This is a genomic window from Furfurilactobacillus milii (genome assembly GCF_009864005.1).
Lineage (GTDB): Bacteria > Bacillota > Bacilli > Lactobacillales > Lactobacillaceae > Furfurilactobacillus > Furfurilactobacillus rossiae_B.
Genome location: NZ_WEZQ01000017.1, coordinates 74533 through 99281, shown reverse-complemented (window position 1 = coordinate 99281; position 24749 = coordinate 74533). Strand labels below are relative to the sequence as shown.

General features: G+C 41.7%; 28 protein-coding genes and 1 pseudogene. 19 read left to right on the top strand and 10 right to left on the bottom strand.

Going from position 1 to position 24749, the window contains the following annotated elements:
* Nucleotides 1–112: 112 nt before the first annotated feature.
* Both GB993_RS09165 and GB993_RS09160 read right to left on the bottom strand, forming a co-directional pair.
* Complete coding sequence (locus GB993_RS09165) at nt 113–1093, bottom strand: choloylglycine hydrolase family protein (RefSeq protein WP_161004047.1); 981 nt, start codon at nt 1091–1093, stop codon at nt 113–115.
* Between the two features lie 102 nt (nt 1094–1195).
* On the bottom strand, nt 1196–1798 hold the full coding sequence (locus tag GB993_RS09160; RefSeq protein ID WP_161004046.1) for a TetR family transcriptional regulator: 603 nt from the start codon (nt 1796–1798) through the stop codon (nt 1196–1198).
* Nucleotides 1799–1918: 120 nt separating this feature from the next.
* On the opposite strand from GB993_RS09160, the gene GB993_RS09155 reads away from it, so the two are divergent.
* On the top strand, nt 1919–3397 hold the full coding sequence (locus tag GB993_RS09155) for an MDR family MFS transporter (protein ID WP_161004045.1): 1479 nt from the start codon (nt 1919–1921) through the stop codon (nt 3395–3397).
* A 168-nt stretch (nt 3398–3565) separates the two neighbouring features.
* Nucleotides 3566–4417, top strand: a complete 852-nt coding sequence (locus GB993_RS09150) for an alpha/beta fold hydrolase (RefSeq protein ID WP_161004044.1) — start codon at nt 3566–3568, stop codon at nt 4415–4417.
* A gap of 138 nt (nt 4418–4555) precedes the next feature.
* Here GB993_RS09150 and GB993_RS09145 read toward each other — a convergent pair whose 3' ends face one another.
* Both GB993_RS09145 and GB993_RS09140 read right to left on the bottom strand, forming a co-directional pair.
* Nucleotides 4556–5602, bottom strand: coding sequence for an NAD(P)-dependent alcohol dehydrogenase (locus GB993_RS09145; RefSeq protein ID WP_161004043.1), 1047 nt, complete (start codon nt 5600–5602; stop codon nt 4556–4558).
* A gap of 57 nt (nt 5603–5659) precedes the next feature.
* Nucleotides 5660–6526, bottom strand: a complete 867-nt coding sequence (locus tag GB993_RS09140) for an alpha/beta hydrolase (protein WP_161004042.1) — start codon at nt 6524–6526, stop codon at nt 5660–5662.
* Between the two features lie 358 nt (nt 6527–6884).
* On the opposite strand from GB993_RS09140, the gene GB993_RS09135 reads away from it, so the two are divergent.
* From GB993_RS09135 to GB993_RS09120, 4 genes are all read left to right on the top strand, one after another.
* A complete protein-coding gene (locus GB993_RS09135; RefSeq protein WP_161004041.1) occupies nt 6885–7457 on the top strand; it encodes a cyclophilin-like fold protein in 573 nt (190 codons plus the stop codon).
* A 165-nt stretch (nt 7458–7622) separates the two neighbouring features.
* Nucleotides 7623–8282 carry a flavodoxin gene (locus tag GB993_RS09130; RefSeq protein WP_161004040.1) on the top strand — a complete coding sequence of 220 codons (660 nt, stop codon included), beginning with the start codon at nt 7623–7625 and terminating at the stop codon, nt 8280–8282.
* An 18-nt stretch (nt 8283–8300) separates the two neighbouring features.
* Complete coding sequence (locus GB993_RS13200; protein WP_161004039.1) at nt 8301–9584, top strand: ferric reductase-like transmembrane domain-containing protein; 1284 nt, start codon at nt 8301–8303, stop codon at nt 9582–9584.
* A 14-nt stretch (nt 9585–9598) separates the two neighbouring features.
* Nucleotides 9599–10192 (top strand): flavodoxin, encoded by a 594-nt coding sequence (locus tag GB993_RS09120; protein ID WP_161004038.1) that lies wholly within the window; start codon nt 9599–9601, stop codon nt 10190–10192.
* A gap of 212 nt (nt 10193–10404) precedes the next feature.
* Here GB993_RS09120 and GB993_RS13195 read toward each other — a convergent pair whose 3' ends face one another.
* Nucleotides 10405–11079, bottom strand: coding sequence for a cyclic nucleotide-binding domain-containing protein (locus GB993_RS13195; protein WP_161004120.1), 675 nt, complete (start codon nt 11077–11079; stop codon nt 10405–10407).
* 157 nt (nt 11080–11236) lie between these two features.
* Between GB993_RS13195 and GB993_RS09110 the strand changes: the two genes are divergently transcribed.
* Nucleotides 11237–11626, top strand: a complete 390-nt coding sequence (locus tag GB993_RS09110) for a tautomerase family protein (protein ID WP_161004037.1) — start codon at nt 11237–11239, stop codon at nt 11624–11626.
* A gap of 250 nt (nt 11627–11876) precedes the next feature.
* On the opposite strand, the gene GB993_RS09105 is transcribed toward GB993_RS09110, so the two are convergent.
* Nucleotides 11877–12710 (bottom strand): alpha/beta hydrolase, encoded by an 834-nt coding sequence (locus GB993_RS09105; protein WP_161004036.1) that lies wholly within the window; start codon nt 12708–12710, stop codon nt 11877–11879.
* Nucleotides 12711–13098: 388 nt separating this feature from the next.
* On the bottom strand, nt 13099–13971 hold the full coding sequence (locus tag GB993_RS09100) for a LysR family transcriptional regulator (protein WP_161004035.1): 873 nt from the start codon (nt 13969–13971) through the stop codon (nt 13099–13101).
* 142 nt (nt 13972–14113) lie between these two features.
* Here GB993_RS09100 and GB993_RS09095 point away from each other — a divergent pair, with 142 nt between their 5' ends.
* The 8 genes and pseudogenes from GB993_RS09095 to GB993_RS09060 all read left to right on the top strand — a co-directional run bounded on the left by GB993_RS09095 (nt 14114) and on the right by GB993_RS09060 (nt 18324).
* Nucleotides 14114–14530, top strand: coding sequence for a DUF2255 family protein (locus GB993_RS09095; protein WP_161004034.1), 417 nt, complete (start codon nt 14114–14116; stop codon nt 14528–14530).
* A gap of 4 nt (nt 14531–14534) precedes the next feature.
* The gene (locus GB993_RS09090; RefSeq protein ID WP_161004033.1) at nt 14535–15179 is read left to right on the top strand and encodes an SDR family oxidoreductase; all 645 of its coding nucleotides are present in this window, start codon (nt 14535–14537) and stop codon (nt 15177–15179) included.
* A 13-nt stretch (nt 15180–15192) separates the two neighbouring features.
* A complete protein-coding gene (locus GB993_RS09085; protein ID WP_161004032.1) occupies nt 15193–15729 on the top strand; it encodes a DapH/DapD/GlmU-related protein in 537 nt (178 codons plus the stop codon).
* Nucleotides 15730–15838: 109 nt separating this feature from the next.
* Nucleotides 15839–16585, top strand: coding sequence for an SDR family oxidoreductase (locus GB993_RS09080; RefSeq protein WP_161004031.1), 747 nt, complete (start codon nt 15839–15841; stop codon nt 16583–16585).
* A 216-nt stretch (nt 16586–16801) separates the two neighbouring features.
* On the top strand, nt 16802–17089 hold the full coding sequence (locus GB993_RS09075) for a type II toxin-antitoxin system RelE/ParE family toxin (RefSeq protein ID WP_161004030.1): 288 nt from the start codon (nt 16802–16804) through the stop codon (nt 17087–17089).
* A 13-nt stretch (nt 17090–17102) separates the two neighbouring features.
* Nucleotides 17103–17396: a HigA family addiction module antitoxin gene (locus GB993_RS09070; protein ID WP_017260413.1), complete on the top strand. Its 294-nt coding sequence runs from the start codon at nt 17103–17105 to the stop codon at nt 17394–17396.
* 26 nt (nt 17397–17422) lie between these two features.
* Nucleotides 17423–17723, top strand: a pseudogene (locus GB993_RS09065) (SDR family oxidoreductase); the annotation flags it as partial.
* 238 nt (nt 17724–17961) lie between these two features.
* Entirely contained in the window at nt 17962–18324 is a 363-nt protein-coding gene (locus GB993_RS09060) for a hypothetical protein (protein ID WP_161004029.1), read from the top strand.
* A gap of 366 nt (nt 18325–18690) precedes the next feature.
* Here GB993_RS09060 and gap read toward each other — a convergent pair whose 3' ends face one another.
* On the bottom strand, nt 18691–19719 hold the full coding sequence (gap, locus tag GB993_RS09055; RefSeq protein ID WP_161004028.1) for a type I glyceraldehyde-3-phosphate dehydrogenase: 1029 nt from the start codon (nt 19717–19719) through the stop codon (nt 18691–18693).
* Nucleotides 19720–19832: 113 nt separating this feature from the next.
* Between gap and GB993_RS09050 the strand changes: the two genes are divergently transcribed.
* Entirely contained in the window at nt 19833–20687 is an 855-nt protein-coding gene (locus GB993_RS09050; RefSeq protein WP_161004027.1) for a LysR family transcriptional regulator, read from the top strand.
* Nucleotides 20688–20697: 10 nt separating this feature from the next.
* Here GB993_RS09050 and GB993_RS13070 read toward each other — a convergent pair whose 3' ends face one another.
* Nucleotides 20698–21585 carry an AraC family transcriptional regulator gene (locus GB993_RS13070; protein ID WP_161004026.1) on the bottom strand — a complete coding sequence of 296 codons (888 nt, stop codon included), beginning with the start codon at nt 21583–21585 and terminating at the stop codon, nt 20698–20700.
* A 113-nt stretch (nt 21586–21698) separates the two neighbouring features.
* On the opposite strand from GB993_RS13070, the gene GB993_RS09040 reads away from it, so the two are divergent.
* The 3 genes from GB993_RS09040 to GB993_RS09030 all read left to right on the top strand — a co-directional run bounded on the left by GB993_RS09040 (nt 21699) and on the right by GB993_RS09030 (nt 24050).
* Complete coding sequence (locus tag GB993_RS09040; protein ID WP_161004025.1) at nt 21699–22889, top strand: iron-containing alcohol dehydrogenase; 1191 nt, start codon at nt 21699–21701, stop codon at nt 22887–22889.
* 199 nt (nt 22890–23088) lie between these two features.
* Nucleotides 23089–23493, top strand: coding sequence for an arsenate reductase (thioredoxin) (gene arsC / locus GB993_RS09035; protein ID WP_161004024.1), 405 nt, complete (start codon nt 23089–23091; stop codon nt 23491–23493).
* A 23-nt stretch (nt 23494–23516) separates the two neighbouring features.
* Entirely contained in the window at nt 23517–24050 is a 534-nt protein-coding gene (locus tag GB993_RS09030; protein ID WP_161004023.1) for a GNAT family N-acetyltransferase, read from the top strand.
* A 66-nt stretch (nt 24051–24116) separates the two neighbouring features.
* Here the strand turns inward: GB993_RS09030 and GB993_RS09025 are convergent, their stop codons facing one another.
* Nucleotides 24117–24602, bottom strand: coding sequence for a Dps family protein (locus GB993_RS09025; protein ID WP_161004022.1), 486 nt, complete (start codon nt 24600–24602; stop codon nt 24117–24119).
* Nucleotides 24603–24749 lie beyond the last annotated feature (147 nt).

The window sequence follows — 24749 nt, the reverse complement described above, 5'->3', positions numbered from 1 at the left end:
TAAAAGAAATACTTGTCACGCACAAAAAGTAACACAATGGCCACTGCGGGGATGATTCATCGCAGTGGCCATTGTGTTGTTTATGTTGGTTTTTATTTTAACTAGTGATTTGCTAATTCAATTCTGTAACCTGTTGTTCATTAGTAAAGGGAAACTCAACTGGTTCTGTTTGTCCCAATAGTTCAGGTGTTAGAGAAACCTTGAATACTGACTGGTTGTCATAAGGGACGAAATAATAGGTCTTTAATGTCACACCCATAATCCCAATGTACTGGGTATAATCTGATTCGCCCTGTTTAATGTTGACGCCATGCGGAATTTCGACATTGTGCAGTACGTGGAGGATGGCGTTAACCCCGGCGTATTCACCTGTGACAGGGGTGATGTTTTGCTTCAAGAAGGCAGTCCGGACGAATCGTTGCGGTGGCGTGTAACCACCGGGCAATTGTGAGGTGCCGGTGCCTTGCCCAAATGCTTGGGCAGTGACGCCCATGAACTGTTTTGACTCGTGGGCAGTGGGTTGAAGTGTTAAGTAGTTACTCAAATTTTTAATGTGCCATTGAAGCTCTGGCGAGTTGGTCATCACTTCAACCGGGTCATCTTCAAGCGTCAACTGTTCGTCACGCGGTTCGATGACACAGCAGCGACCACTTGCATCGGTTACGATCCAGTGCAAGGGTGGCACAGTATTGATCAATGGCGTTTCAAACTCAATCAAGCGAATCTGATCCAATTCTTGTTGAACCTCGTTCAAATCACGGCAGTTTCCTAATAAAACAGAAACTAGTTCGTGAGGGGCGAGGTTCTTTTTATCAGGTTGAGCACTTTGATACTTTGCTTCCCGCGGAAAGTATAATGCGGCAACGGATAGGCCAAATTCATTGATACCGTCAGCAAAGAAGTAAGTTCCTAATTGGCGTCCGGTGCCAATAAAGGCATATTCATTGGTGAATGTAGCTTCCTTAGTCGCACTTTCCCACTGATAATGACGTGGCAAAAAAACAGGACGGCCGCCTAATTCAAAGGCATAGTCCATAGTACGGGCCAGAAAATGACGTTTATCTTCCGTATCGAAAGTTAGGCTTGTACACATACGTTTTCTCCTCTTATTTATCAAATTGAATTCATTTTAAGAGTGGAATGCAGTGTGACATTCTCAACTTTCTTTAATAGACCGCTATTTGTGAAAACAGAATTAGAGGGTCTGGTGTCTGAGGTAGGCTGGCATTAAGAAATCATCCACTAGCATGGTCAGTTTCTCGTTGTTTATAGGTTCATTCATGAACATCTGATAACGCAACCAATCAAACGGCATCAGTTTCATGTCTGCCGACATTTCGGGGGTCTTTATTTCACCACGATCTGTTGCCCGCTGCAAGATTCGATCAATAGCATGGATATCGATTTTCTTGGCGTCAGTGATCATGTCTTGAATTTGATTACTTTTGTTTGTGTCTAAATCGCCGAGCCATGTTGACACAAAAGTCTGCCCAAACGTGTCCATACTGATGATGAACCGTTGAAGTGTTTGAAATAAGTCCTCACGAAGGGAAGTGCCGGTGAGGACCACTTCGTCCAAACGGCCATGATTTTCTCGCTTGATTTGATCCTGAATGGCTGCTAAAGCGAGTGAAAATGGTGAGTCCCAACGTCGATATAATACTGGTTTACTCGTTCCAGCGACATCTGCGACGGTTGAAAAAGTCAGTTGTGACAGACCGTCACTTTTTAAGATGTCACGAGTTGCCTGATAAATGGCAGCTTCTAACTCAGCTCCACGACGGCGCGTTTTTGTCATGATTTTACCTTCTCGATTTTAAGATACTTTTAGTTTCTTATTGACTTTCTGCTTACATCGATTATTATAGCAGTTGCATCAATAAGAAACTATCGGTTTCTTATTTTAAGGAGAGATAAAATGACAAATGAAACAAAGATTCCACGTTCAGACATTATTGTTGCGCTCGTTGTAGTGTTTGGTGCGATGGCGCCATTATTGAGTTCGACAATGATCAATATTGCAATTAATGAATTAGTTCGAAGCTTTCATACTAATGTGACGACGGTTCAGTGGACAGTGACTGGTTATCTATTAGCAACGGGTGTCGCAGTACCGTTTTCTAGTTGGCTACTCGATCGCTTTGATGGGAAGCAGGTCTTTATCGCTGGAGAAATTCTCTTTGGACTTGGTTCGATATTTGCGGCTATTTCACCAACTATTTCATTACTTATTATTTCACGATTAGTGCAGGGGTTTGCCGGCGGGCTCATAATGCCGCTCCTCACAAATTTAATTATTCGTTCGACTAGCCCAGATGTAATGGGACAAATGATGGCCATTGTTGGACTACCAATGATTATTGGACCATTACTAGGACCAGTTATTGGTGGGGTCATCATTCGCTTTGTTTCATGGCAATGGATTTTTTGGATCAATGTGCCCATAGTTGCCATTTCGACTTGGTTGATTTTATGGCAGATGCCAAAATATCCCGCGCTAAACAAAACAGCAAAAATGGATTTTGTTGGTATTTTGTTGCTGATTTTATCATCCAGTAGTCTTATTTATGCAATTGTTAAAGTCGCACACAGTGGTAACTTCGCAAATAAAATCAGTTTGATGTATACGGCAGCGGGATTCGTTTTGCTAACATTTTATCTGATTTGGGCTTGGTTCAAAAAGGAGCATGCTGTTTTACCACTGACATTATTTCATTTCCAGTCGTTTAATGGTTCATGGGTCGGTTTATTTATTGCTGGAACTGTTTTAAACGGGGCCATGTTGCTATTGCCATTATATTTTCAAAACGTGCGTAATTTAAGCGTCATCATGGCAGCACTTGCATTATTGCCACAAGGCGTGGGAATGTTAGTTTCACGTTCACTAACGGGGCGATTAACCGATAGCATCGGGGCAAAGTATGTTGTGCTTGGTAGCGTGTTGATTACGTTTGTTGGTACGATTCCGTTTTATTGGTTTGACACAAACACTTCTTACTGGTGGATTGTGATTGTTCTCTTTATTCGCGGTATCGGGGCTGGCGGGATTTTAATGCCGCTGATGGTTGATGCTTATACGGGGATGGACCAGTCACAAGTACCAGCCGCAACAATTGGCACACGGATTATTCAGAATATCGGCAGTGCATTTGGCTCCGCGTTCATTACCACCGTCGTGACTTCTTATTCCAAAGCGCAATTTAAAACGTTTGAACACCAACTCAGAGATGGCCACTTTCACGTTGCACCGGCAAACATGCAGCATTTTGTGACGGCGCATCTTGTTAATATTCGACTAGAAGCGTTTCAAACTGGCTTCTTAGTGATTTCGTTAGCAGCCGTTGTGATCATACTGCCAACACTGTTGCTGACGAATAAGATGAAACAGAAAGACTAATCAGTTGGTGTTTCGCTAGACCACTTTAAATGATTTTTGCAAAGCAGTCTTTCACTATTTGCAAAGTTCTTTTTGGGGGCTTTATAGTGTGTATATACACGATATAGGAAGAGACACACAGAAAAAACATCTGACAGAAAATAATCTTAAACTAAGGAGTACGCTGTAATGACAACCTATAACACCATTGATGTGAACGGATTAAACATTTTTTATCGGGAAGCAGGAGATCGTAGTAGGCCAACGATGGTACTGCTTCATGGGTTTCCGACAGCTAGTCACATGTTTCGTGAGCTGATGCCGTTACTTGCTGATAAATTTCATTTGATTGCACCAGACTTTCCTGGATTCGGCCAATCCGGCGCACCAGATCATGCGACATTTGCCTATACGTTTGATCATTTGACGGACGTTGTGACAGTATTTCTTGAGCAGTTAAATATCGATAATTTTTATATGTACGTATTTGATTACGGTGCCCCGATTGGTTTTCGGATTGCTTTGCGTCATCCTGACTGGATTCTTGGCATTGTGAGTCAAAACGGGAATGTTTATCAAGAAGGATTGGGTAAAAAGTGGGCAGAACGTCAAGACTTCTGGAATCATCCAACGGAGACTAAACGTAATTCTTACCGAGATGCGTTTGCACCGGCAACAATCAAAGGACAGTATACGTTTGGTACGCAACCGGGAACAGTCTCCCCAGATGGGTATACCTTGGATATTGCATACACACGGACTGCTGGCTATGCGGACCGCCAACTTGATTTGATTTACGATTACCAAAATAACATCAAGATGTACCCAGAATTTCAAGCTTATTTACGCCAATATCAACCCAAATTACTGGCTGTTTGGGGTAAGAACGATCCGTCTTTCATTTATCCTGGCGCAGAGGCATTTCAAAAGGATGACGTGCATGCCAAGGTTGCCTTTGTTGATAGTGGACATTTTGCACTAGAAACGCATGCGACAGAAATCGCCCAGATGATGATTGAGTATTTTAGCGATGCCAAGTAATGTCACTTTGAGATAAGTATGTAATAGCTAAACAATGGACCACCCGTTTTGACTGCAAACAGGTGGTCCATTGTGGCAAGGCATCAACATGAATCTAAAAAGGTGTATAGTGCTTCGACTGGAACAAATCATTCTTGCTCATTTTAATGTGCTCATATCGATCACAAAACGATAATGTACATCGCTATCGAGGATTCTCTGATAGGCACTTGGAACGTCATCGATGCTGATCATTTCGATTTTTGGTTTAACATCATTCTTGGCGGCAAAATCTAGCATTTCCTGAGTCATCGCAATTCCGCCGACATTTGAGACAGTGATTGTTCCTTGTTTATCGAAGATACTAAAAATGTTAAATTGCTGTTCATCCATTGTTAAACCAACGAAGCAAAAAATTCCATTTACTGTCAAAAGTTTGAGGTAATTATCTAGATCCAGTTTGACGGCTGCGGTATTCAAAATAAAATCATATTTATTGCTTAGCCGATCAAAATCGTTCTCGTCTTGCAGAATTTCATAATTGCTAGCACCAAACTGAGCGGCCTCAGAACGCTTACTCTCAGAGTGACCCAATACTGTTACGTTTGCTCCCAGACGGCGCGCAAACTGGACAGCAATGTGGCCTAAACCGCCTAGACCAATAATCGCAATGTTTGAATTTCCGTTGATGCCGTAGCGTTTCAAAGGATTATAGGTTGTAATTCCGGCACAAAGCAGTGGAGCTGCCAATGACAAGCTTAGATTGTCGGGAATGTGCAAGACGAAATGTTGTTTTACGACGACTGATTGAGAATATCCGCCTTGGGTAATATTACCGTCATAGTCAGGCGTGTTAAAAACGGAAACAAAACCTTTTTCACAAAATTGTTCCTGACCGGCAAGACAATATTTACATTTGCCACAGGAATCAATAAAGCAACCGACACCCACCCGATCCCCGGGTTTAAATTTCGTTACATCAGAACCGGTCGCACTAACAATACCAGTGATTTCGTGACCTGGAACTACGGGATGCTGAAAGGCCGTGCCGATACCTTCAACCTGTGCAATATCTGAGTGACAGATTCCACAGTACTTGATGTCGATTGCGACATCATCAGGATGTAAGGTGCGCCGTTCAATGACTATTTGATGAAAAGAGCTAAAATCCGATGTGTCTGCTTGTAATGCTTTAACTTTCTGCATTGTACAATCCTCCATAAATTAGTGTTCAACGCTATCTCGTGTTCATAATAAAGTTAATTAGTTTTGTAAAAAAGTAACAATTTCTTTGATTGCTTTTTCTCGATACTTACCAGAAAAGTCATGTCCCGCACCCTTAAGTTTTATAAAGCTGGCGTTGGAGTAGCTACTGGCCATCTTTTTTGAGTAAGAAATGGGGACTACGTTGTCGTCAGTGCCATGAATAATGAGTATGGGATTTGGATACTGAGTTACTGTTTTAGTCAGATTTAAGCCTAATAAATTTCGATAGTAGGTTTTTCCGACAGTCACGCCCCAGATGTCTGAGTGAGAGGGAACCTGGCTTAGCGAAGAGTATTGCTTGCGGGCATCAGTAACAATGCTAAAAGCAGGGTACACTAATGCTACTTTATGAATAGCCTTTCCTTCTTTTGCCGCTGTTAAAGCGGATACTACACCACCCTGACTAGCACCGACTAAAGATATTTGTTTAGGGTTCACTTGGTGTAACGACTTTACATGTGAGATTGCTTGTTGCAAATCTTTTTCTTCTGAAAAGACGGACATATGCGTGGTGGAACCGCTACTTTGACTTTCGGCACTGCCACCCCTGAAATCAAAAGTATATGCAATAAAGCCATGCTCAGCTAAACTCTCTGCGTATGCAGTCATTTGTTCATGTGTGCCACCCAGGCCATGTGACAAAATAACTGCTGGTGTTTTGTGCATTGGCTGCTTTTTGGGTAAATATAGTTGCCCATATATGTGTTGTGAATTATTGAAATGAATAACCATCACTTTTTGGGTATATGCGCCATGATCTGTTCTTCTTGAAAGAACGCTTGCACTCACATCATTTGTTGAACCAATTATCAGAGCCGTAAAAAACAACAATGGTAATATAATTTTGATGAATGCTTGTCTCAATAATTTGGCCTCCTTTTGTACTATGCGATGAATCTGCTGTTGTGTTTGGTGATTCTAATTTTAGGATAATGTCTTATTGTGGGATGTCCAATACTTACTATGAATAAAGTAATATGTTTATTAAGTATATATTTTTCCGGTCACAAAACTATCGTGGCAGGTATTACCTTTTCAGTGATTTTACTTTTAGGGCTTTTAGAAGATACGAACTTCTAAAGGCCCATTTTGTTTTTTAAACCATGCGTTTTAGTTATAGACATGCATAATTTATCGGTATTTTACATATCAAATGGCACTTTTTATACTAAACTACAACCGAAATTGATCACTTCGGTTTTTAAAGCTGAGGAGGAAAAAGATGAAGGCAAATTCATTTTTGAAAGTTGTAGTAACGGTTGCTGCCATCATTGTACTTGGAGGTTGTAGTGCAAGCGCGTCTAAAAAAAGCAATGGCGAGCGTAACATCCAGACAACAAAAGTTAGGAACCACCGTGCGTCAAAGAAAGTGGCCACTGATAATGCAAATATGCAGAGGAAGAATCCAGCTATGCCAACAAGAGTCGTTAAACATGGCACAAAAATTCGTATGCATTTTGGCAAAACAGTGATCACTGGCGTTCTTAATAACAGCAAAACGGCCAAGGCGCTAATAGCAAAAATGCCATACACAGTCTCCGAGAGTCGTTATGACACAGATTTTTGTGGAACCATTTCGCCGCTTCCATATAACAAAAGCGAGGAACATTACGGTTGGTTAAACGGTGACATTGACTATGCTACTGATGCGCCGTATTTCACTATTTTGTTCAATGGTGAGAAGACGTCAAATCAGTATGGTTCACAAGTTAACATTGGGGTTATAACCACGCCATTATCGAAAATACGGCATCTACATGGCAACTATAACGTTCGAATCGAGCTAGATAAGTAGCGTGTTTTGGTAGGCGATTAGGATAGTTAAAATACATGATTGTGATCCTTGGGATTTAACAACAAGTCTATGGCACATTGAAATTTTTCTATCTAGTGTCGGTTACAGACGAATAGTTCATCAAAGCAGGGGGAGGTAAGTAATATCAGGAAAAAAGTAGTATTTTTGGCTGGTTTGTTGATTCTTTTAGCAGGAATGATGGGTTGGCATATACAGCGTTGGCAAGCGACCAGACAACTCGGTCAAAATCAATCAAGCCAATTATTTGCCAAGACTAAAAAGTCTTCAACAGTTAAGAAATCAAATAAAGTGGATCCTAAACGAATTCTTATTGTGACATTTTCTAGAGTGGGAACTAACTATCCAGATGTCACTCTAAAGGTTGGTCACACACAACATATTGCGAATCAAATTGCTCAAGTCACACATGGACGGCAGTTTTCGATTCAAGTAGATGATACGTATCCTAAAAATTATCAGGCAACGGTAGACCGTGCGGAACGAGAGCAGGATAGAAATGCGCGGCCTGAAATTAAAGGCCCACTGCCAGACATGTCAAACTATGACGTGGTTTTTTTGGGATACCCGATTTGGTGGAATGAAATACCAATGCCTATGAGGACATTTATGGATGAAGAAAATTTGAATGGCAAAATTATAATTCCCTTTTCAACTAACGCAGGTTCCGGATGGGGCGACTCCTTGTCACAGTTGAGGCAGAAGTATCCACATGCGACTTTGCGTAAGGGATATGAGGTTGAGGGAACAAGAGTTAATCGTTCCACTCATGCCATTAATAGATGGCTTCATGAGCTTGGATTTTAAAGAAAGGTGATGGTAAACGTGCTCAGAAGGTATCCAATTGCTTTAAATATATTTTGGGTTTTCCTCGTAATTCTCGTACCTACACCTTTGCTGCTGGCATTGTTTGTTTCCATGGGGTCGATTGCCACTGACCAGCGACTGCTAATTGCAGCGGGAATAATTGCGTACACTTGGTGGCTATTGGCTGTTTTCTTATCAACACGACCCAAATGGCTAGAACGTGCTGTTGGGTTACCCAAGATGTATTTACTACATGGTTGTCTTGGCGTAATCGCTCTGGTTTTGGCATTTCTGCATGAGCACTACATGGTCTCAATGGGACAGTGGATAATTGTGACTGGAAAATTGGCCTGGTATTTAACCCTTTTTGGCGTACTGTTTGCCGCGTTTTTTATGTCGGGATGGATTGTTGATCATTTTCCGACTGCAGCAAACGTCAAAATAAGAATGCAAAAAGTAATCAAACACCAGTTTTCAATTTGGATACATCGCCTTAATATAGTCGCAATTTTGCTTGTTTGGTTGCACGTCGAATTAATTGGCCGCGTAAACGGGCATCTTATGTTTATGGTGTTGTTTGAGCTATATACATTTGGAGTCTTGGGCTATTACGGCTGGTATAAGCTTGACCAAAAAGAAGGTAAGATGGCAGGAAAGGTTGTGAAAAACAGGAGATTAAATGCAAAGACATTTCAGTTAACGCTTGAGTTTCAGGATAATGTTCCAAATTTACTGGCGGGTGATTTTTTGTTTTTTACTTTTCCAACACTTTCACAGGAAACACATCCGTTTTCACTCACGAATAAGCCATCCGAAAAATCTCATGTAGTAGTACTTACCATTCGTGAGGTGGGAGATTACACGAAGGGACTTTCAGCAGTTACCGTCGGAAGCTCTTTTTATGCGGAAGGTCCGTTTGGTCAATTTTCAAGAATAATTGAATCTGAGCCAGAAAAAGATTTGACGTTAATTGGCATGGGGACGGGTGTCGCACCACTGATGAGTATAGCTAAGCGATATCATTCAAGACGGAATATTCACCTTATTTGGACCGTTAAGAATAAAGAAGATGAATTTTTTAGAAGCGAATTAGAAAATTTGAATGACAACCGGCTTAAATCTTTTATTCAAGTCGGTCGGGTTACAACCTATGAGCTTTCTCAATTATTGTCAGAACGTGAGATAAAAGAAAATCGCTTTTTTGTGGTTGGATCTTCCCTCGCTGTTTTATCAGTCGAGCGAAGTCTCAAACAAATAGGTGTTTCAAAGCAAAATTTGTCTGATGAACGATTGACTATGTAAAAGGAGACTAATTTATGAGAAGAACTTTAAAAGTTTTATTAGCCATTGTTGTCATTGGGGGCACAGTGCTTGGTTTTATGAGCGAAGGTAATGCGGCTGTTAAGCATCGATCTGCTGCAAAGAGGACAGTGATTATTTTCTATTCACAAACAAATAATACGACAAGACTTGCTCACAAAATTCATAAAGAAAGCGGTGTAGATGTGATACGTATCAAACCTCAGAAAGCTTATCCGTCTGATGGGGATGCTATTAATGCACGTGTACGTCGTGAGCACAGAAGCAATCAATACGATCAATTGTTAAACGTGCCGTCAAGCCTTAAGAAATACGATAGAGTATTGGTTGGGTTCCCAATTTGGAGTAATGATGTGGCGTATCCGATTCAATCGTTTTTGTCACAAAATCAATCAAAGCTGGCTGGCAAGCGTATTGAGCCGTTTAGTACAAGTGCTAGTGCGGATAGCTCGGCAATAAAACAAAGCGTTCGTACCATTAAGCGTTTAGTTCCCGATGCGCACGTTGAAAAAGGATTAAATTTAACTTCGGGAGATACTAATACTAAAAAGGTTAAAGATTGGGTTAAAACGGTTGTATTTAAACGATAAAAAAGAGCCCGAATTATTTTTAGAATGAAAAGATAAAGGATCGTTAAGTGATGAGCTGAGTCTGAGACTTGACCGCTCAACGCTTACTGTAGTGAAATTGCCGCAGACGCGAGACATAACACTGACTTTTGCTCATCTAACAGAAATCCGGCGCTCATGGGGGAATTGCCCATAAACGCCGGATTTCTGTTACCTGAGAAAGCTAAACATTGTCATGTCTCGCTCTCATTAATACTATTTTTGATAAACGTGATGTGCTTGCCAGACACGGTAATTACGCCCTCTTTTTGAAGGGCCTTCAACTGGCGACTTAACGTTTCTGGTGATAGGCCCAGAAAACTTGCTAACTCCTTTTTCTTAACGGGTAACTGGAACGTATTGGAAGAGGCATTTTCTAGTTTGTCCGTTAAGTAGGACAGAACGCGGTCTTTAGCTAATAGTGTGTCACGACGAACGGAATTCTGCTCAACGGCAACTAGCTTATCACCAAAATTATTTAATAAGTTTAAGCATAGTTCCGGAGATTCCCGTAGTACTTGTTGAAAGGCTTGATGTGAAACGGAACAAACGTAGGAGTCCTCAAGCGACTCAATAAAATAGTCAGTCTGACGTTGAGAAAATAACGTTTCCTGACCGGTGATGTCACCGGTTTTCATCATGTAGAGAATTTTTTCTTTACCAGTATCCGAGACTGAATAGACCTTGGCAGATCCTTGATCTATAACGAACATACCATCGTTATTATCGAGCGGTTGCTTTATCAAGGTGCCTTTTGGAAACCATTGTCGGTGTTTCGAAGCGGGAACTAGTGACGCTAAGGTTTCTAAATTTAATTTTGAAAATAACGGTGCTCTAGCTAAACATGTTGTTGCGGAATGTTTTGTGATTATTTTTCGCCTTCTTGAGATAGGTCAATTTTTTTATTTGTGGTTCATAGTACCATATTCTTATCAAATGAACGATGATGTGTCACACTTACAACAGTTCTACTATCACCGTTCGTTTCAAATTGTTGTTAACTTAGCTCAAGAAAGAGGTAGAAAAATGCCATTAATGAGAATTGATGTTATCAAAGGGCACGATGAAGCTTATTTAAAAACAATGTTGGATATTGCCTATGAGGTACAGGTCGATAAGTTTGCGACGCCAGAAGGTGACCGTTATCAGTTGTTGACTCAGCATGAACCGTTTGAAATGCAGATTCTTGATACAGGATTAGGTATCAAACGAACACGTGACGTAGTGTTCTTTAATTTGGTTACACGGCCACGTTCAACACGCGCTAAATTGGATTTTTATAAGACGCTGGTGGATCGGTTGAATAAAGAACTGGGAATTCGTAAAGAGGATGTTGTCTTCAGTCTGGTACCTAACAACGATGATGACTGGAGCTTTGGCAATGGTGAGGCGCAATTTTTAAACGGTAAGCTGTAAGCACGTAGCTTAACAAAAATGTCTCTGAGATAAAATTTTATGAAAAGAACCCCTAAGATTGGATACAAAATCTAATCTTAGGGGTTTATTTTAATTACAGCCTTCACACTGATATTGATTTGTTGGTCATGACGACAACTTGAAACTTTTAAGCCTCGGATACAAATATCAGCGTTTTCTTAAGATAGTCTAGTTTATCAAAGCGGGCGGAATTCCTAGGCTAACACTGCATTTTAATGATAAAACTTTTTTATGAGGCCGTATGCATAACCATATTGTGGATAAGGGTTTCGACCTCAACTTTACGAACTAAATCTGAATGCTGAGCATTTTGGCCGGTAACGAGTAATTCATTGAATAACTGAACATGGTTCTGAAATATTTGACGGCTAGCATCCACGCTTTGAACAGGCACACGACCGTCAGAACTATAAGATTGGGCTCCCAAAATCCCGAATACAACGAGATTATGTGGGAGCTTGTTTTGTTGCTTAATGAAGGTTTCAAGCATAGTGGTGTGCTGATTTTGCACTGTATTATTGAAGTTAAATGGTGATCCGATAAACATGAATTCGCGGACATCAAGTGACTGCTGATGATAGTAACGTTCGAGATAATCAGTGAAAATTAGTCCGCCGTTTGAATGGCCAACGAGGTTAAAGGTGTGAAGGTCCGCATGTTGTTTAAGATAGCTAAAGGCCGTTCGAAGCCAATATGATTGATGACGGATATTGTTATATCCATCATGATTGTTGGTGAATGAAATTACCACGAACGGTCGAGTATCACGACGGCTGATGGATCCGGTGTGTGTGACGGTGTTGTTTTGGTGCACAGTTAAACGTAAAAGACTGTGCTGGTGGTGATCACGGTGATTAAGATCTTTGACTAAAGCATCAAAGCGATGAGGACCTGCACTGCTGCCAGGAATGAGGATTGTTGGTATAGCGTTACGACGGATGTGTCCAATTTTTGTTGGTTGAAATAATTTTCCGATACTGAAAAATAACAGACAAATAATAACTAAAATAATGCTAACTATAGTGCCGCGTCGATATTTTTTAAACGTAAGCTTTTCCTCCACACTCCAATATTGATTGGCTAAATTTTAAGAGTGAAAATGCCGTTTGTCGAATATCAATTTTGCATGGTCTGGCATACTTTTTACGTATGCCTAAGCTGGGCAGATCAGTATTATAGATGTGTATGAATTGGCATCGCAAGTGAGTATTTAACTTTGGAAAGTAATCGCGTTAAGGTTAAATTCATTAAGAATGATATTCCAAAGATAAGAACGCAGCCACATTACGAGGCTAGTCAAAAAATGTTAAACAACCAAATACCGATTTGTATGATAGAACTGAGTTAATTCCATTTGATAAATTAACGAATTTCTTCATGACTAATTTATAGAAATGGTTATAAGAAAAAGGGATGAATCTTCACTTGATTCATCCTTTTTGTATCTGCTTTTAATCAAGATCACGTTGAAGTTGCTGCAGGAAAGCTTTGGCAGCTAACGAAAGTCGCTGTCCTTTACGCCAGACAATGCTGGCGCCTGAGGTAAGGCGCGGTTCAAACGGAACAAACTTGAGATCAGATTGATTAGTATTAATAATACCGTCGAAACATAAAGAATAACCAACGCCTGCGGATACCATTAAGGCAGCATTGTAGAGTAGATTATACGTCGCCACGACATTTATGTTAGCTGTGCTTTTGCCCAACCAATCATCTAGCAGTCCCGTCATCCCTTGTTGGCTGGACAAAATCAACTTCATCTGGGCTAAGTCGCTAAGTTGCAGGTGGTCCTTATTGGCTAAAGGTGCGTCACCAGGCATTAACACGCCCCAGCGACTCTCACCTGGGAGATGAATAAAATCATAATCGGTTTTGTCTGCTGGTTCCATGATGACACCAAAATCAAAATAACCTGACTTGATCGAAGTACGGATTTCATCTGCATTAGTACTAATGATGCTGGTTTGAATATGTGGGTAATGCTGTTGCAGTGTGCTGATTGACTGCGCAACGTTAAGGAACGTGCGTGCTTCTGCGCTGCCGATAACGACTCGTCCATTAATTTGTTGCTCTTCGTGCAAATTTTGCAGTGTCTTGTCCGTTAAAGATAGAATTTGGTCCACTTGGCTGGCAAAGTATTCACCACTGTTGGTTAATTGAATGGATCGTGTACCGCGCACAAACAGTGTCAATCCTAATTCATCTTCCAAATCTTTCAGTTGCCGCGAAACAGTTGGTTGGGATACATGTAGCATTTCTGCTGCCCGACTGATATTTTGTTCGCGCACAACTGCCTGAAAGTACCGGAGAACTCTTAGTTCCATTTTTAAACCTCATATATAACTAAAAGGCATATGTATAGATTTATATTAGGCATTAGACATATATCTAGTCAAGCCTTAGGATAACTTTATTGCCAGATGGCAAGAATGTAAATGACTTTACGTTTGAAAAAAGGAGTTAGAAATGACAACCCTTGTGAATGAAAATCTGCACTGGACGACTCAGCAATTAACTGCCTTTGCCAGCGCAAACGATATGCAAATCTCACCATTTTATGGTGATGGCAAAACTTATGGTACGCCATTGTGGATATGGTCAGTTACTGCCAACCGTGCGCTATATGTACGTGCGTGGCATGGGACGCAATCAAGTTGGTATCGCTCGGCAGTGGAACAAGGGGCCGGGCGAATGCATTTAGCAGGCCGCAATTACCACATTTTATTTAAACCGATTATGGACCCAAACATTATCCAGACGGTTAACATGGCCTATCAAGCGAAATATACGAATAGTCCCTATTTAGCGGGGATGGTTAACGTGGCAGCACAACAATCGACCTTATGTGTATTGCCAAGGGACAAGGACAGAAGAAAGGAATAATAAAATGAAGACAATTTTAATTTTAGGAGCAAACGGTGGGACAGCACAGATTCTAATTCAGCGGTTACTAAATGAGACCGACGACAAACTGATCCTATTTTTACGCCATGCTTCACGTTTGGCACAGTATCAAGGTAATGACCGGGTGACTGTAATTGATGGCGATGTACTTGATCAAGACCGGTTACGGCAAGCAATGCAGAAAGTTGATATCGTCTATTCAAACGTTGGTGGCACCGACCTAGCAGTGCAGACGCAAAGCATTTTAAAAGCAATGGCTGCCGAGAACAAACAGCGGTTGATTTTTATTAGTGCATTGGGTGCCAATTATGAAGTTAAGGGCAATTTTGGAAGTTGGAATGAACAGGCTATCGCCGCTTATCTACCTGGATTTAGAGAATCAGATCAGTTGATTCAGGATTCGGGTGTCAACTATACGGAGATTAGACCGGCTTGGCTGACTGATGAAGATGAAATTGATTATGAAACCACCCAGCGTGGTGAGGATTTTAAAGGTACGGAAGTATCTCGGAAGAGTGTCGCAGATTTTGTCTTTAAGTTGATTGACAATCCCGACTTAGGTCAGCGAGCTAGCGTCGGTGTAAATAAACCGAATACCGATGGCGATAAACCTCGTTGGATGGAATGAAAGAGAGGCAAAAATGGTTTTAAAAAAGCTTGCTGTAACTGATGAAGAATATAAACAGATTGATAAGGTTAATGCAGAAAATCAGATGACGCTGCAACAGCTGAACAACCGAGTCAACGATCCCGATCAGGCCCGAAGATTGTTGAACAAGATCATCGGCCAACCAGTTGACCAGTCTGTTGAGGTGCGTTTGCCGTTTTATACGGACTATGGACGACGAATTATCTTCGGTAAAAACGTTTTTGTTAATAGCGGGGTTATGTTCACGGATTTGGGTGGCATTGTCATTGAGGATGATGTCCTTATCGGTCCGGGTGCCAGTTTAATCAGTGTTAATCACCCTCAAGATCCTAATAATCGACATGGTCTGGAGTTATCTCCAGTGTATGTTCATCAAAATGCATGGATCGGCGCAAAGGCGCTTATTTTACCAGGTGTTTCAGTAGGTAAAAACGCAATTGTTGCCGCGGGCGCGGTTGTGACACATAATGTGCCGGATAATGCGATCGTTGCTGGGGTGCCTGCCAAAGTGATAAAAACCGTTGAGTAGCATTAATAAAATAGCAAGATAATCAAACACATGGGTATTGTCCGCTATTTGATGGCGGCGACGCTGGACGACAAAATTAAAAATTAATAGCAATTAATGGAGGAATATTATGAGTATTGAAAATAAAGTTGTAGTAATTACAGGTGCATCCAGTGGTATTGGCGAAGCCACCGCTAAATTATTGGCCAGCAAGGGTGCCAAGGTTGTCTTAGGTGCGCGTCGTGAAGAACGTTTGGCACAACTCGCTGATAGCATCGGCGAGAATGCAGTTTATCAGGTAACAGATGTTACTAATCGGCAAGAGGTCGCTGCGTTGTTCAAACTTGCCGTGGATAAATTTGGGCGGATTGACGCGCTTTACAATAATGCAGGGATTATGCCGCAGGGCAACCTGAGTGATCGCGATTATGACCGTTGGCAAGCAGAAATCAACGTTAATATTATGGGCGTACTGAATGGCATTGGCGAAGTTTTACCAATTATGCAAAAACAACAGGATGGCCTAATTATCACGACAGATTCTGTCGCCGGTCATGTTGTCTATCCAGCATCTGCTGTTTATAACGGTACTAAATATGCTGTGCGGGCAATTATGGAAGGCTTGCGGCAGGAAGAAAAGAACAATGGCATTCGTTCCACAATTGTGTCTCCAGGCGCAGTGCGGACAGAATTGTCTAGGACAATCGGTAACGCTAACGTGGAGGCAGCGCTACAGCCAATTTTTGGTGCACCACAAGAAGAAGGATTGACATTGGCACCGGCCGATATCGCAAATGCAGTGTTGTTTGCTATCGATCAGCCTAAGCATGTTGCGGTCAGTGAAGTTATTGTTCGACCTGCTCGCCAGGAAGTTTAGGCATCTGAACAAAGGGATATTGTGTATGATAAAACCCGAAGAGCGTGTCCTGATTTAGTGTTTTCAATGTTTAATTGTCCATAATTTAGTCCCACGATGTTGTTTCTTTGACATCATGGGACCTTTTGTTTTTCTATTTGTAGTGCAAGTTGAATATTGTTGACGTATACACGGGAAACGTGTATAGTTCAGCTAAAAAGATGCTAGGAAAATCCTATGATAAGATCCTTTGCCAATAAAGAGTCTCAAAAAGTTTTTAATCAGGAATTCTCAAAAAAGTTACCGCAGTCTATTCAAAAAATTGCGTTACGGAAATTAGTCATGTTAGATAACGCTACTACTATTAATGATCTTAGGATTCCGCCTGCAAATCACTTAGAAGAATTAGTTGGTAATCGTGAAGGACAGTACAGCATTAAAATCAATAAACAGTATCGAATTTGCTTTTCGGTTGAGAATCAAAATGATTTTAATGATGTGGAAATCGTTGATTACCACCGTTGAGAGGAATAAAAAAATGAGTAGAATTCCAACTCCCAAAATTAGCGAGATTTTGAAAGAAGAGTTTATGGCGCCAGTAAACCTTTCTGCATATGCGCTGGCTAAGGAACTTAATGTGCCAACGTCAAGAATACAAGATATCTTGCATGATCGTAGAGAAATCACAGTTGACACGTCAATCAGACTGGGACGTTTTTTTGGAGTATCAGACCAGTACTTTTTAAATATGCAAAATGATATAGATCTGCGTAATACGGTAGAAAATAACGAGGACGAATATAATAAAATTCAGCAATATAAATTCAGCTAACATATAGACGCATACAAAAGGACCCTGTTTATAACGGTACCAAATCCGCGGTGCGGACCATTATGGAAGGCTTGCGGCAGGAAGAAAAGAACAATGGCATTCGTTCCACAATCGTGTCCCCCAGGCGTAGTGCGGACAGAATTGTCTAAGACAATCGGTAATGCTAACGTGGAGGCAGCGCTACAGCCAATGTTTGGCGCGCCTCAAGAAGATGAACTGACATTGGCGCCAGCTGACATCGCAAACACAGTGTTGTTAGCTATTGATCAACCAAAGCACGTTGCAATCAGTGAAGTTATTGTTCGGCCAGCCCGTCAGGAAATTTAAGCAGTTGAAGCGCATTACGTGTGTAGAGAGTAGGCTCTCGAAAGTGGTTATTTTCACTTTTGGGAGTCTTTTTTTTTATGGAAAGATGAAGTTGTTCAGCGTTATAAGGACGCTATTTTATGGAAAAATGCACCGTTGCTCAGATGCATAAAATTGATATTGTCTTTTATTATGAAAGGCCCTATACTTTCTTCGTAACATGTTGGCAGAGTGGTGCAGTAGTATGGAGGACAAGACGATGGCTAGCAATAAAGTTAGTTTCGAAGATGATCAATTACTCGTAGAGCCTGTTGGTATCGATAAAGTGCTTGGGTTCGAGAACCGTTTGAAAATTCCGTTACATCATGTAGTCGATGCAAGCTTGGATAATGGCGAGGATAATCAGTTTGTTTGGCGCAAACTAGGATATGGCGGCATTAACAAGAAGGTAGGGACGTTCAGTAGCAAAGGTCAGGATTACTTTTACAATTTTGACCGAAGTAAAGCAGCAATTGTGATTTCGCTACAAAATGAAAAATTTTCCCGGTTAGTGTTAGATGTAGATGAGCCTAACCAAGTAATTACAGATATAAATGCAAAAGTAGCAGAATTGACGCAGTAGACTAAAGCAAATAATTAATATTGACCCCCAATCTGGATTAGGTTAGGGGTCTTTTAATAATGGCCGAAAGCACGGCAAGAATTGTTCGATGCAATGCCAGCGGGAAACAATCTCAGGAGGCTGTACGTGGAAGACGAGCTTTATGATCAGTTGATGGAAACTGTCTCTGAGGAAACCGATCTGTTTATCGGTAATTGATAAAAAGTAACCTTAATAAAAACGACTAGAAATTGCCTCTCGAAGCAATTTCTAGTCGTTTTTTGTTTAAAGACAATCGGCTTTATTGTTGTCTACTAGCTTTAACAAAGGATCAACACTTTTGCCGCACTGTCTTGTAAAAGATTGGGTTCAAGCGAAAAAATTCTATTAGTTTAAATCGCCTAATAATTCTAGCGACCGAACCATTTGTGCCGTAAAGCCGGATTCGTTGTCATACCAGGCGACCGTTTTTACTAACTGACCAGCACCGTGGCCGGTTACTTGAGTTTGGCCTGGATCGAAAATGGCACCGTAAGAAGTTCCGATAATATCCGAAGAGACGATTCCGTCGTTATTATAACCGAACGACGCACTGTCATTCGTATGAGTTTTAACGGCTGTGTTGACTTGATCCGCAGTGACTTCTTGTTTAAGCGTGGCAACTAGTTCTGTAACGGAACCAGCGATAACGGGTACTCGCTGAGCATGGCCATCCAGCTTGCCATTCAGTTCAGGAATAACATTGCCGATAGCTTTTGCTGCGCCCGTTGAATGTGGAATGATGTTTTCCGCCGCTGCGCGAGCATTACGAACATTATCGTGGCGATCGGGTCCATCCTGTAACATTTGTGAGGCCGTGTAGGCGTGAATTGTTGTCATCGTGCCGGAATTGATGCCAAACTCTGAGTTAACGGCGTTTGCAAGCAGTGCAATACAATTGGTTGTGCATGAACCAGCTGATGCGATGCGAACATCACTAGTGAGCACCTGATTATTGACGCCATACACGATTGTCGGCATGTCACCCGCTGGCGCAGAAATCAACACGCGTTTAGCGCCGGCTGTGAGGTGAGCCTGCGCTTTTTCGGCTGAGGTGTAAAAGCCGGTACATTCAAGCACAATATCAACGCCATCATTTGCGACCCATGGTAGTTTTTCTGCATGAGGTTCGGCATAGACTGGAATCTTATGATTATCCACCACAATGGCATTGCCGTCGTCATGGATAGTGTCGATTTTAAAGTTGCCGTGACGTGTGTCATATTTTAAAAGATGTGCCAACATGTGTGCGGATGTTAGATCATTAATCGCGACAACTTCAAGATTCGTTTGACCTTGTGCCTGTAAGTCAGCAATACGACGAAAGGCTAAACGGCCGATACGACCGAAACCGTTAATACCAATTTTAACTGTCATTATATGTCCTCCTCTTTTATGTTCAAGCTCATTCTAGCGAGAATTAGATATATAATAAACTACGAAAATAAGAACACATCTATATAAAATAGTGATATCAGAGAGGCCATTAAATGAACATTGAGACGTTTAAAATGATTATTGCCATTGTGCAAACAGGAACTTTTTCTGGGGCAGGAGAGCGGTTGGGGTATGCCCAATCCAATATTTCAGCTAAGGTTCATCAACTGGAAAATAGCCTGCAAACGTCGATTTTTTACAGGACAAACCGTGGTGTTGTGCTGACATCTGCTGGTAAGTCATTTTACCAACGTGCAGTGCGAATCGTTGATTTGACGGAAGATACGATTCATTTTATGAAAAGTCCCGATATTGTGAACGGTGATCTACGGATTGGGACGCTTCAACCTGCATCCACAACATACTTGCCTCCAATTTTAACGAAATATCATCAAGCGTTTTCGAAGGTTAAATTAACAATCGAAACTGGCAATACAAACGAGAATCTTGAACGGGTGCTGGATTATCGACTCAGTGGTGCAGTTATTGGTGGTGAAGTTGACGATCCTGCATTGTGCAAAATTCCGTTAGCGACTGAAGAACTGTGTTTAATCAGTGCCAACGATGAGCGACCCGATTTAAAAACGGCATCGTTACTGGTATTCCCACAAGGGTGTGTCTATCGAAAGACATTGGAAACTTGGCTCAGTTATCGGCGTGTGACTGTTCAACGTCCAATCGAATTTAACTATCTTAATGCAATTTTAGCGAGTGTCAGTGCAGGACTCGGTGTCAGCGTTGTCCCCAAAGATGTGGCACGGCCATTTGTGGATGACCGTGCAATGAGTATGATGCCATTGCCAAAGCAATTTGCGACCATCCCGCTGTCATTCATTTACCGAAAGGATCATGTGATTGATCGACCGTTCGGCGAGTTTATGAAGGTATTGATGGATCACGATTCTTGATCTTGCTAAATTAATTGTTTGTCTGTGTTTGTCGATATTCTTTAGGTGTCAGTCCGGTTCGTTGTTTAAAAATTTTGGTAAAGTAGGCACTGTTATTAAAACCTACCGATAAGGCAATAGTAGTGATAGGGTCATCGCTTTTTACCAAACGTTGTTTCGCCTGATCAATACGATATTGAATTAGATAATCAATCGGACTTTGATGAAAATACTTATGAAAGGCACGGCCGCATTCCTTTTCGCTCACACCAACGTGAGCGGCAATATCGGCGACCGTTACTTTTTGATCAAAGTGGCGATGCATGAAACTAATCATTTGTTTGATGCGTTCTTGAGCGTAAGGCGTGGTTGTAAGCGCATGCTGTTGCTGTGTATTGATCTCGTCCATCAGGGCAAGCCACGCCTGACTCAGCAGATTACGGATTTGAAATTCATTGTCGGCTTTTCCATCCAGTTGGGTAAGTTGTTGAAGCAATTTGAAGAATTCCCGACCGCTTGGAGTGCTTTCTCGAATGATCACGACTTCAATGCTCAGATTTTTGAGAATCGGGTCGAGATATTTGGTTTCAAACACGCTCCGGTAGTGGCCAGTTAACAGGATCGGGTGGAATAAGTGCGCGTGTTCCATTGCACTTTTTTGACCTGGTCCTTTTCGTTTGGTATTCATTACGTTGGTATTGATAAAGTAGGCCTCACCTTGATGAATGGTGTAAACCTGATTAAGTGTCTCCACGATAATCGATCCTTGGTAGGCGTAGTCAAACTCTAACTCTTCGTGCCAATGCCAAGGCGCAATGAACTGACTGAAGTCTCGCCGGTGCATCGTGTAAGGAAATGTGTACGTCATGCCATCAATTTGTTCGACGGCGTTGTTGTCTTGTTCAAAGCCTAGCTTCATGTTTTTATCCCCATTTTTGTCCGAATAGTTATACTTTAAGACAGAATGATAATATTTTAAAGCCGACTCTCTTTGTATGATGAAGATACAAATTACGAGAAAGAGGCAAAATAATGGCTTATAATTTTGATTTTTATTCACCAACAGAAGTTGTGTTTGGTCGCGACACACCCAGTAAGGTCGGCAAATACATTAATAAGTATCATGGTCACAAGATTTTGATTGTCTACGGTAGCGACCGTGTGCGTCAAAATGGTCTGATGGGTGTAATTACGAAGGCACTGGCGGATGATAGTCTGACCTATAAAATGCTTGGAGGTGTGGTGCCCAATCCACGTTTGAGCAAGGTTTATGAAGGCATCACGCTTGGCAAACGGATGGGTGCTGACTTTATCCTAGCTGTCGGTGGCGGCTCCGTAATTGATACAGCCAAAGCGATTGCATATGGTCTGGCTGAACCTAACGAAGACGTTTGGACATTATTTGCCCATCAACGTACTGCCAAAGCTTGCCTGCCAGTGGCTTCTGTTCTAACAATTGCGGCAGCTGGTAGTGAAACCAGCATGGGGTCTGTAATTACGGATGAAAAAACGAAGGAAAAGCGCGCGTATGATGATGACTTGGCACGACCGAGGTTTGCCATCATGGATCCTGAATTAACGCTGTCTGTTTCAGATTACCAAACAGAGTGTGGAGCAACGGATATCATGATGCACACGATGGAGCGGTACTTCACTAATGGCGGTAACATGGCGATTACCGATGCTATTGCGGAAGGATTGTTACGAACGGTGAAGACAAACGCGCAGGTCTTGCATGCCAACCCGCAATTATATGAAGCACGTGCCGAAATGATGTGGGCTGGTTCACTGTCACACAATAATTTAACCGGTTGTGGCAATGATGGTGGTGATTTTGCAACTCACATGTTGGAACATGAATTGAGTGGCATGTTTGATATCACTCATGGTGCCGGTTTAGCTGCAATTTGGCCGACATGGGCGCGTTATGTGTACCAAGATGATTTACCTCGTTTTATCAGTTTTGCGCAGAACGTGATGGGCGTGACTGAAAAGGGTAGCGGCGAGATGATCGCATTAACGGGAATTGCAAAAATGGTGCAGTTTTACCATGCAATTGGGATGCCTGCGACAATTAACGAGTTGGGCATCACATTGACCGATGATCAGTGCCATACGTTAGCTCATAACTGTGCTGTTGCTGCTGGGGGTAAAAAAGGATCGGCTAAAGTGCTTTACGAAGATGATATGTATCAAATCTACAAAAAGGCCAGCGAAGCTTAAACGTAGATCAATGCACCGGATTACTTTGAAAATAGGAATTAAAATAGGTGGTTCTATCCTATATTTTGGGACGGAATCATTTTTGTTTTGCAAACGTGATTTTTGTCATAAAGACGTATAATTAGGGGCAAACAGTCGACTAGAAGTTGGATGGCAATTTTACCCATCTCTTTTACAAATAAGGGTTTGGTAGCTGATTATGAAGCAAATTTATTTTTTATGTACGGGCAATTCATGTCGTAGCCAGATGGCTGAGGGGATTGCCCGACAATTATTGGGGCCAAAGCGGCGCGTTGCTAGTGCTGGAGTAGAGATGCACGGATTAAACGCCAATGCCGTTGTCGTGATGAACGAAGTGGGAATTGATATTTCGCACCAGTATTCCAAACTGATTGATGTGGATTATTTGAACCATTGCGATTTGGTCGTGACGTTGTGTGGTGATGCTCGTGACCGTTGCCCAATAACGCCACCATCAGTGAAAAAGCTGCACTGGCCCTTACCGGATCCTGCACAAGCGGTGGGTACCGAAGAAGAGCAACTGGCAGTATTTCGTTCTGTCAGAGATCAAATCAAACGGCGAATTTTGACAGAAATCAAATAAGGCAAAGGCGAGTAGCGACAATTATGCGAAATTTCTTTTTAACAACAGCACGACTGGGCTTTTCTCATTGGAAATCCACGGATATGGAATTGGCACAAACACTTTGGGGTGACATCAATGTTGTTCGATACATTCATCAAGGCCCATTTTCAGATGAAGAGGTGGACAAACGTCTGAATACTGAAATGGCACAACAAGCCAAAGTTGGGGCGCAATATTGGCCAATTTTTTGGAAGGCTGATGGAACGTTTATTGGTGCTTGTGGACTGCGGCCAACAGATGAGCCGAATGTTTTTGAATTCGGTATTCATTTACGCGCATCAGTTTGGCATCAAGGCGTGGGAATGGAAGCAGGCCAAGCAGCGATAACGTACGGTTTTAATGAACTGAATGCTAAAAAGATCGTCATGGGTCATAATCCAAATAATATTGGTTCGCAAAAATTGCTCGCCAAACTAGGCTTTGAATACTATGGCAAAGAATTTTATGCACCAACAGGGCTTGAACACCCAATGTATCGAATGACACCGGCCATGTGGGCGGCAAGAAAACATTAAAAAATGACGGTTAATTGCTTCTCGTAAAAGAAACAATTAACCGTCATTTAGGTTGGAGTTGACCTATTATTCTTGTGCGCCTTTGCCTAAGAATGCGTTGAGCATCCAAATGTTCTTATCAACGCTCATCTTAAAGCCATTTAACATATCTTGAGTTGGCCAATCTTTTTCACCATCGGATAGCTCCATGCCCAATTCAATCTGATCACGGAGATACTTAAATTGATCGGATAATTGTTGCATGTAATCCGGCAATGATGCGCTGCCCCAACTGGTTTTATCATCAGGTAAGCCAGTATGTTCAATGAATTCGTGTGTTGTTGAGTAAGGTGAGCCGCCGAGTTGAATCAACCGTTCAGCGATATCATCTAGCATGTCATCCAGTTGATCTAAGTAATCATCCATTTGGGGATGCATGCGGAAAAATTCTGGTCCGCGCATGTACCAATGAATCTGGCGAACATTGACTTTGAGTTGACTGATGTCAGCAATCAATTGATTTAATTGATCACGCGTTTTGGGGAAATCGTACTGTTTATATGATTGTGCCATATTTACAAAACACTCCTTCACATAGTGACAAACTTCTGGCTGACGGTGAAATCATTTAATTGATTTCGAAGTTATGATACATGGTTGGCTGTTGATCTGTCGAATTTCAAACCTCGAATCGCAAATTTCAAACTGAGATGTTTGAAT

Bases quoted from the DNA above. Each gene is read 5' to 3' on its own strand.
- GB993_RS09165 (WP_161004047.1), bottom strand. From the start codon at position 1,093: ATGTGTACAAGCCTAACTTTCGATACGGAAGATAAACGTCATTTTCTG.
- GB993_RS09160 (WP_161004046.1), bottom strand. From the start codon at position 1,798: ATGACAAAAACGCGCCGTCGTGGAGCTGAGTTAGAAGCTGCCATTTAT.
- GB993_RS09155 (WP_161004045.1), top strand. From the start codon at position 1,919: ATGACAAATGAAACAAAGATTCCACGTTCAGACATTATTGTTGCGCTC.
- GB993_RS09150 (WP_161004044.1), top strand. From the start codon at position 3,566: ATGACAACCTATAACACCATTGATGTGAACGGATTAAACATTTTTTAT.
- GB993_RS09145 (WP_161004043.1), bottom strand. From the start codon at position 5,602: ATGCAGAAAGTTAAAGCATTACAAGCAGACACATCGGATTTTAGCTCT.
- GB993_RS09135 (WP_161004041.1), top strand. From the start codon at position 6,885: ATGAAGGCAAATTCATTTTTGAAAGTTGTAGTAACGGTTGCTGCCATC.
- GB993_RS09120 (WP_161004038.1), top strand. From the start codon at position 9,599: ATGAGAAGAACTTTAAAAGTTTTATTAGCCATTGTTGTCATTGGGGGC.
- GB993_RS09110 (WP_161004037.1), top strand. From the start codon at position 11,237: ATGCCATTAATGAGAATTGATGTTATCAAAGGGCACGATGAAGCTTAT.
- GB993_RS09100 (WP_161004035.1), bottom strand. From the start codon at position 13,971: ATGGAACTAAGAGTTCTCCGGTACTTTCAGGCAGTTGTGCGCGAACAA.
- GB993_RS09095 (WP_161004034.1), top strand. From the start codon at position 14,114: ATGACAACCCTTGTGAATGAAAATCTGCACTGGACGACTCAGCAATTA.
- GB993_RS09090 (WP_161004033.1), top strand. From the start codon at position 14,535: ATGAAGACAATTTTAATTTTAGGAGCAAACGGTGGGACAGCACAGATT.
- GB993_RS09085 (WP_161004032.1), top strand. From the start codon at position 15,193: ATGGTTTTAAAAAAGCTTGCTGTAACTGATGAAGAATATAAACAGATT.
- GB993_RS09080 (WP_161004031.1), top strand. From the start codon at position 15,839: ATGAGTATTGAAAATAAAGTTGTAGTAATTACAGGTGCATCCAGTGGT.
- GB993_RS09075 (WP_161004030.1), top strand. From the start codon at position 16,802: ATGATAAGATCCTTTGCCAATAAAGAGTCTCAAAAAGTTTTTAATCAG.
- GB993_RS09070 (WP_017260413.1), top strand. From the start codon at position 17,103: ATGAGTAGAATTCCAACTCCCAAAATTAGCGAGATTTTGAAAGAAGAG.
- GB993_RS09060 (WP_161004029.1), top strand. From the start codon at position 17,962: ATGGCTAGCAATAAAGTTAGTTTCGAAGATGATCAATTACTCGTAGAG.
- gap (WP_161004028.1), bottom strand. From the start codon at position 19,719: ATGACAGTTAAAATTGGTATTAACGGTTTCGGTCGTATCGGCCGTTTA.
- GB993_RS09050 (WP_161004027.1), top strand. From the start codon at position 19,833: ATGAACATTGAGACGTTTAAAATGATTATTGCCATTGTGCAAACAGGA.
- GB993_RS13070 (WP_161004026.1), bottom strand. From the start codon at position 21,585: ATGAAGCTAGGCTTTGAACAAGACAACAACGCCGTCGAACAAATTGAT.
- GB993_RS09040 (WP_161004025.1), top strand. From the start codon at position 21,699: ATGGCTTATAATTTTGATTTTTATTCACCAACAGAAGTTGTGTTTGGT.
- arsC (WP_161004024.1), top strand. From the start codon at position 23,089: ATGAAGCAAATTTATTTTTTATGTACGGGCAATTCATGTCGTAGCCAG.
- GB993_RS09030 (WP_161004023.1), top strand. From the start codon at position 23,517: ATGCGAAATTTCTTTTTAACAACAGCACGACTGGGCTTTTCTCATTGG.
- GB993_RS09025 (WP_161004022.1), bottom strand. From the start codon at position 24,602: ATGGCACAATCATATAAACAGTACGATTTCCCCAAAACGCGTGATCAA.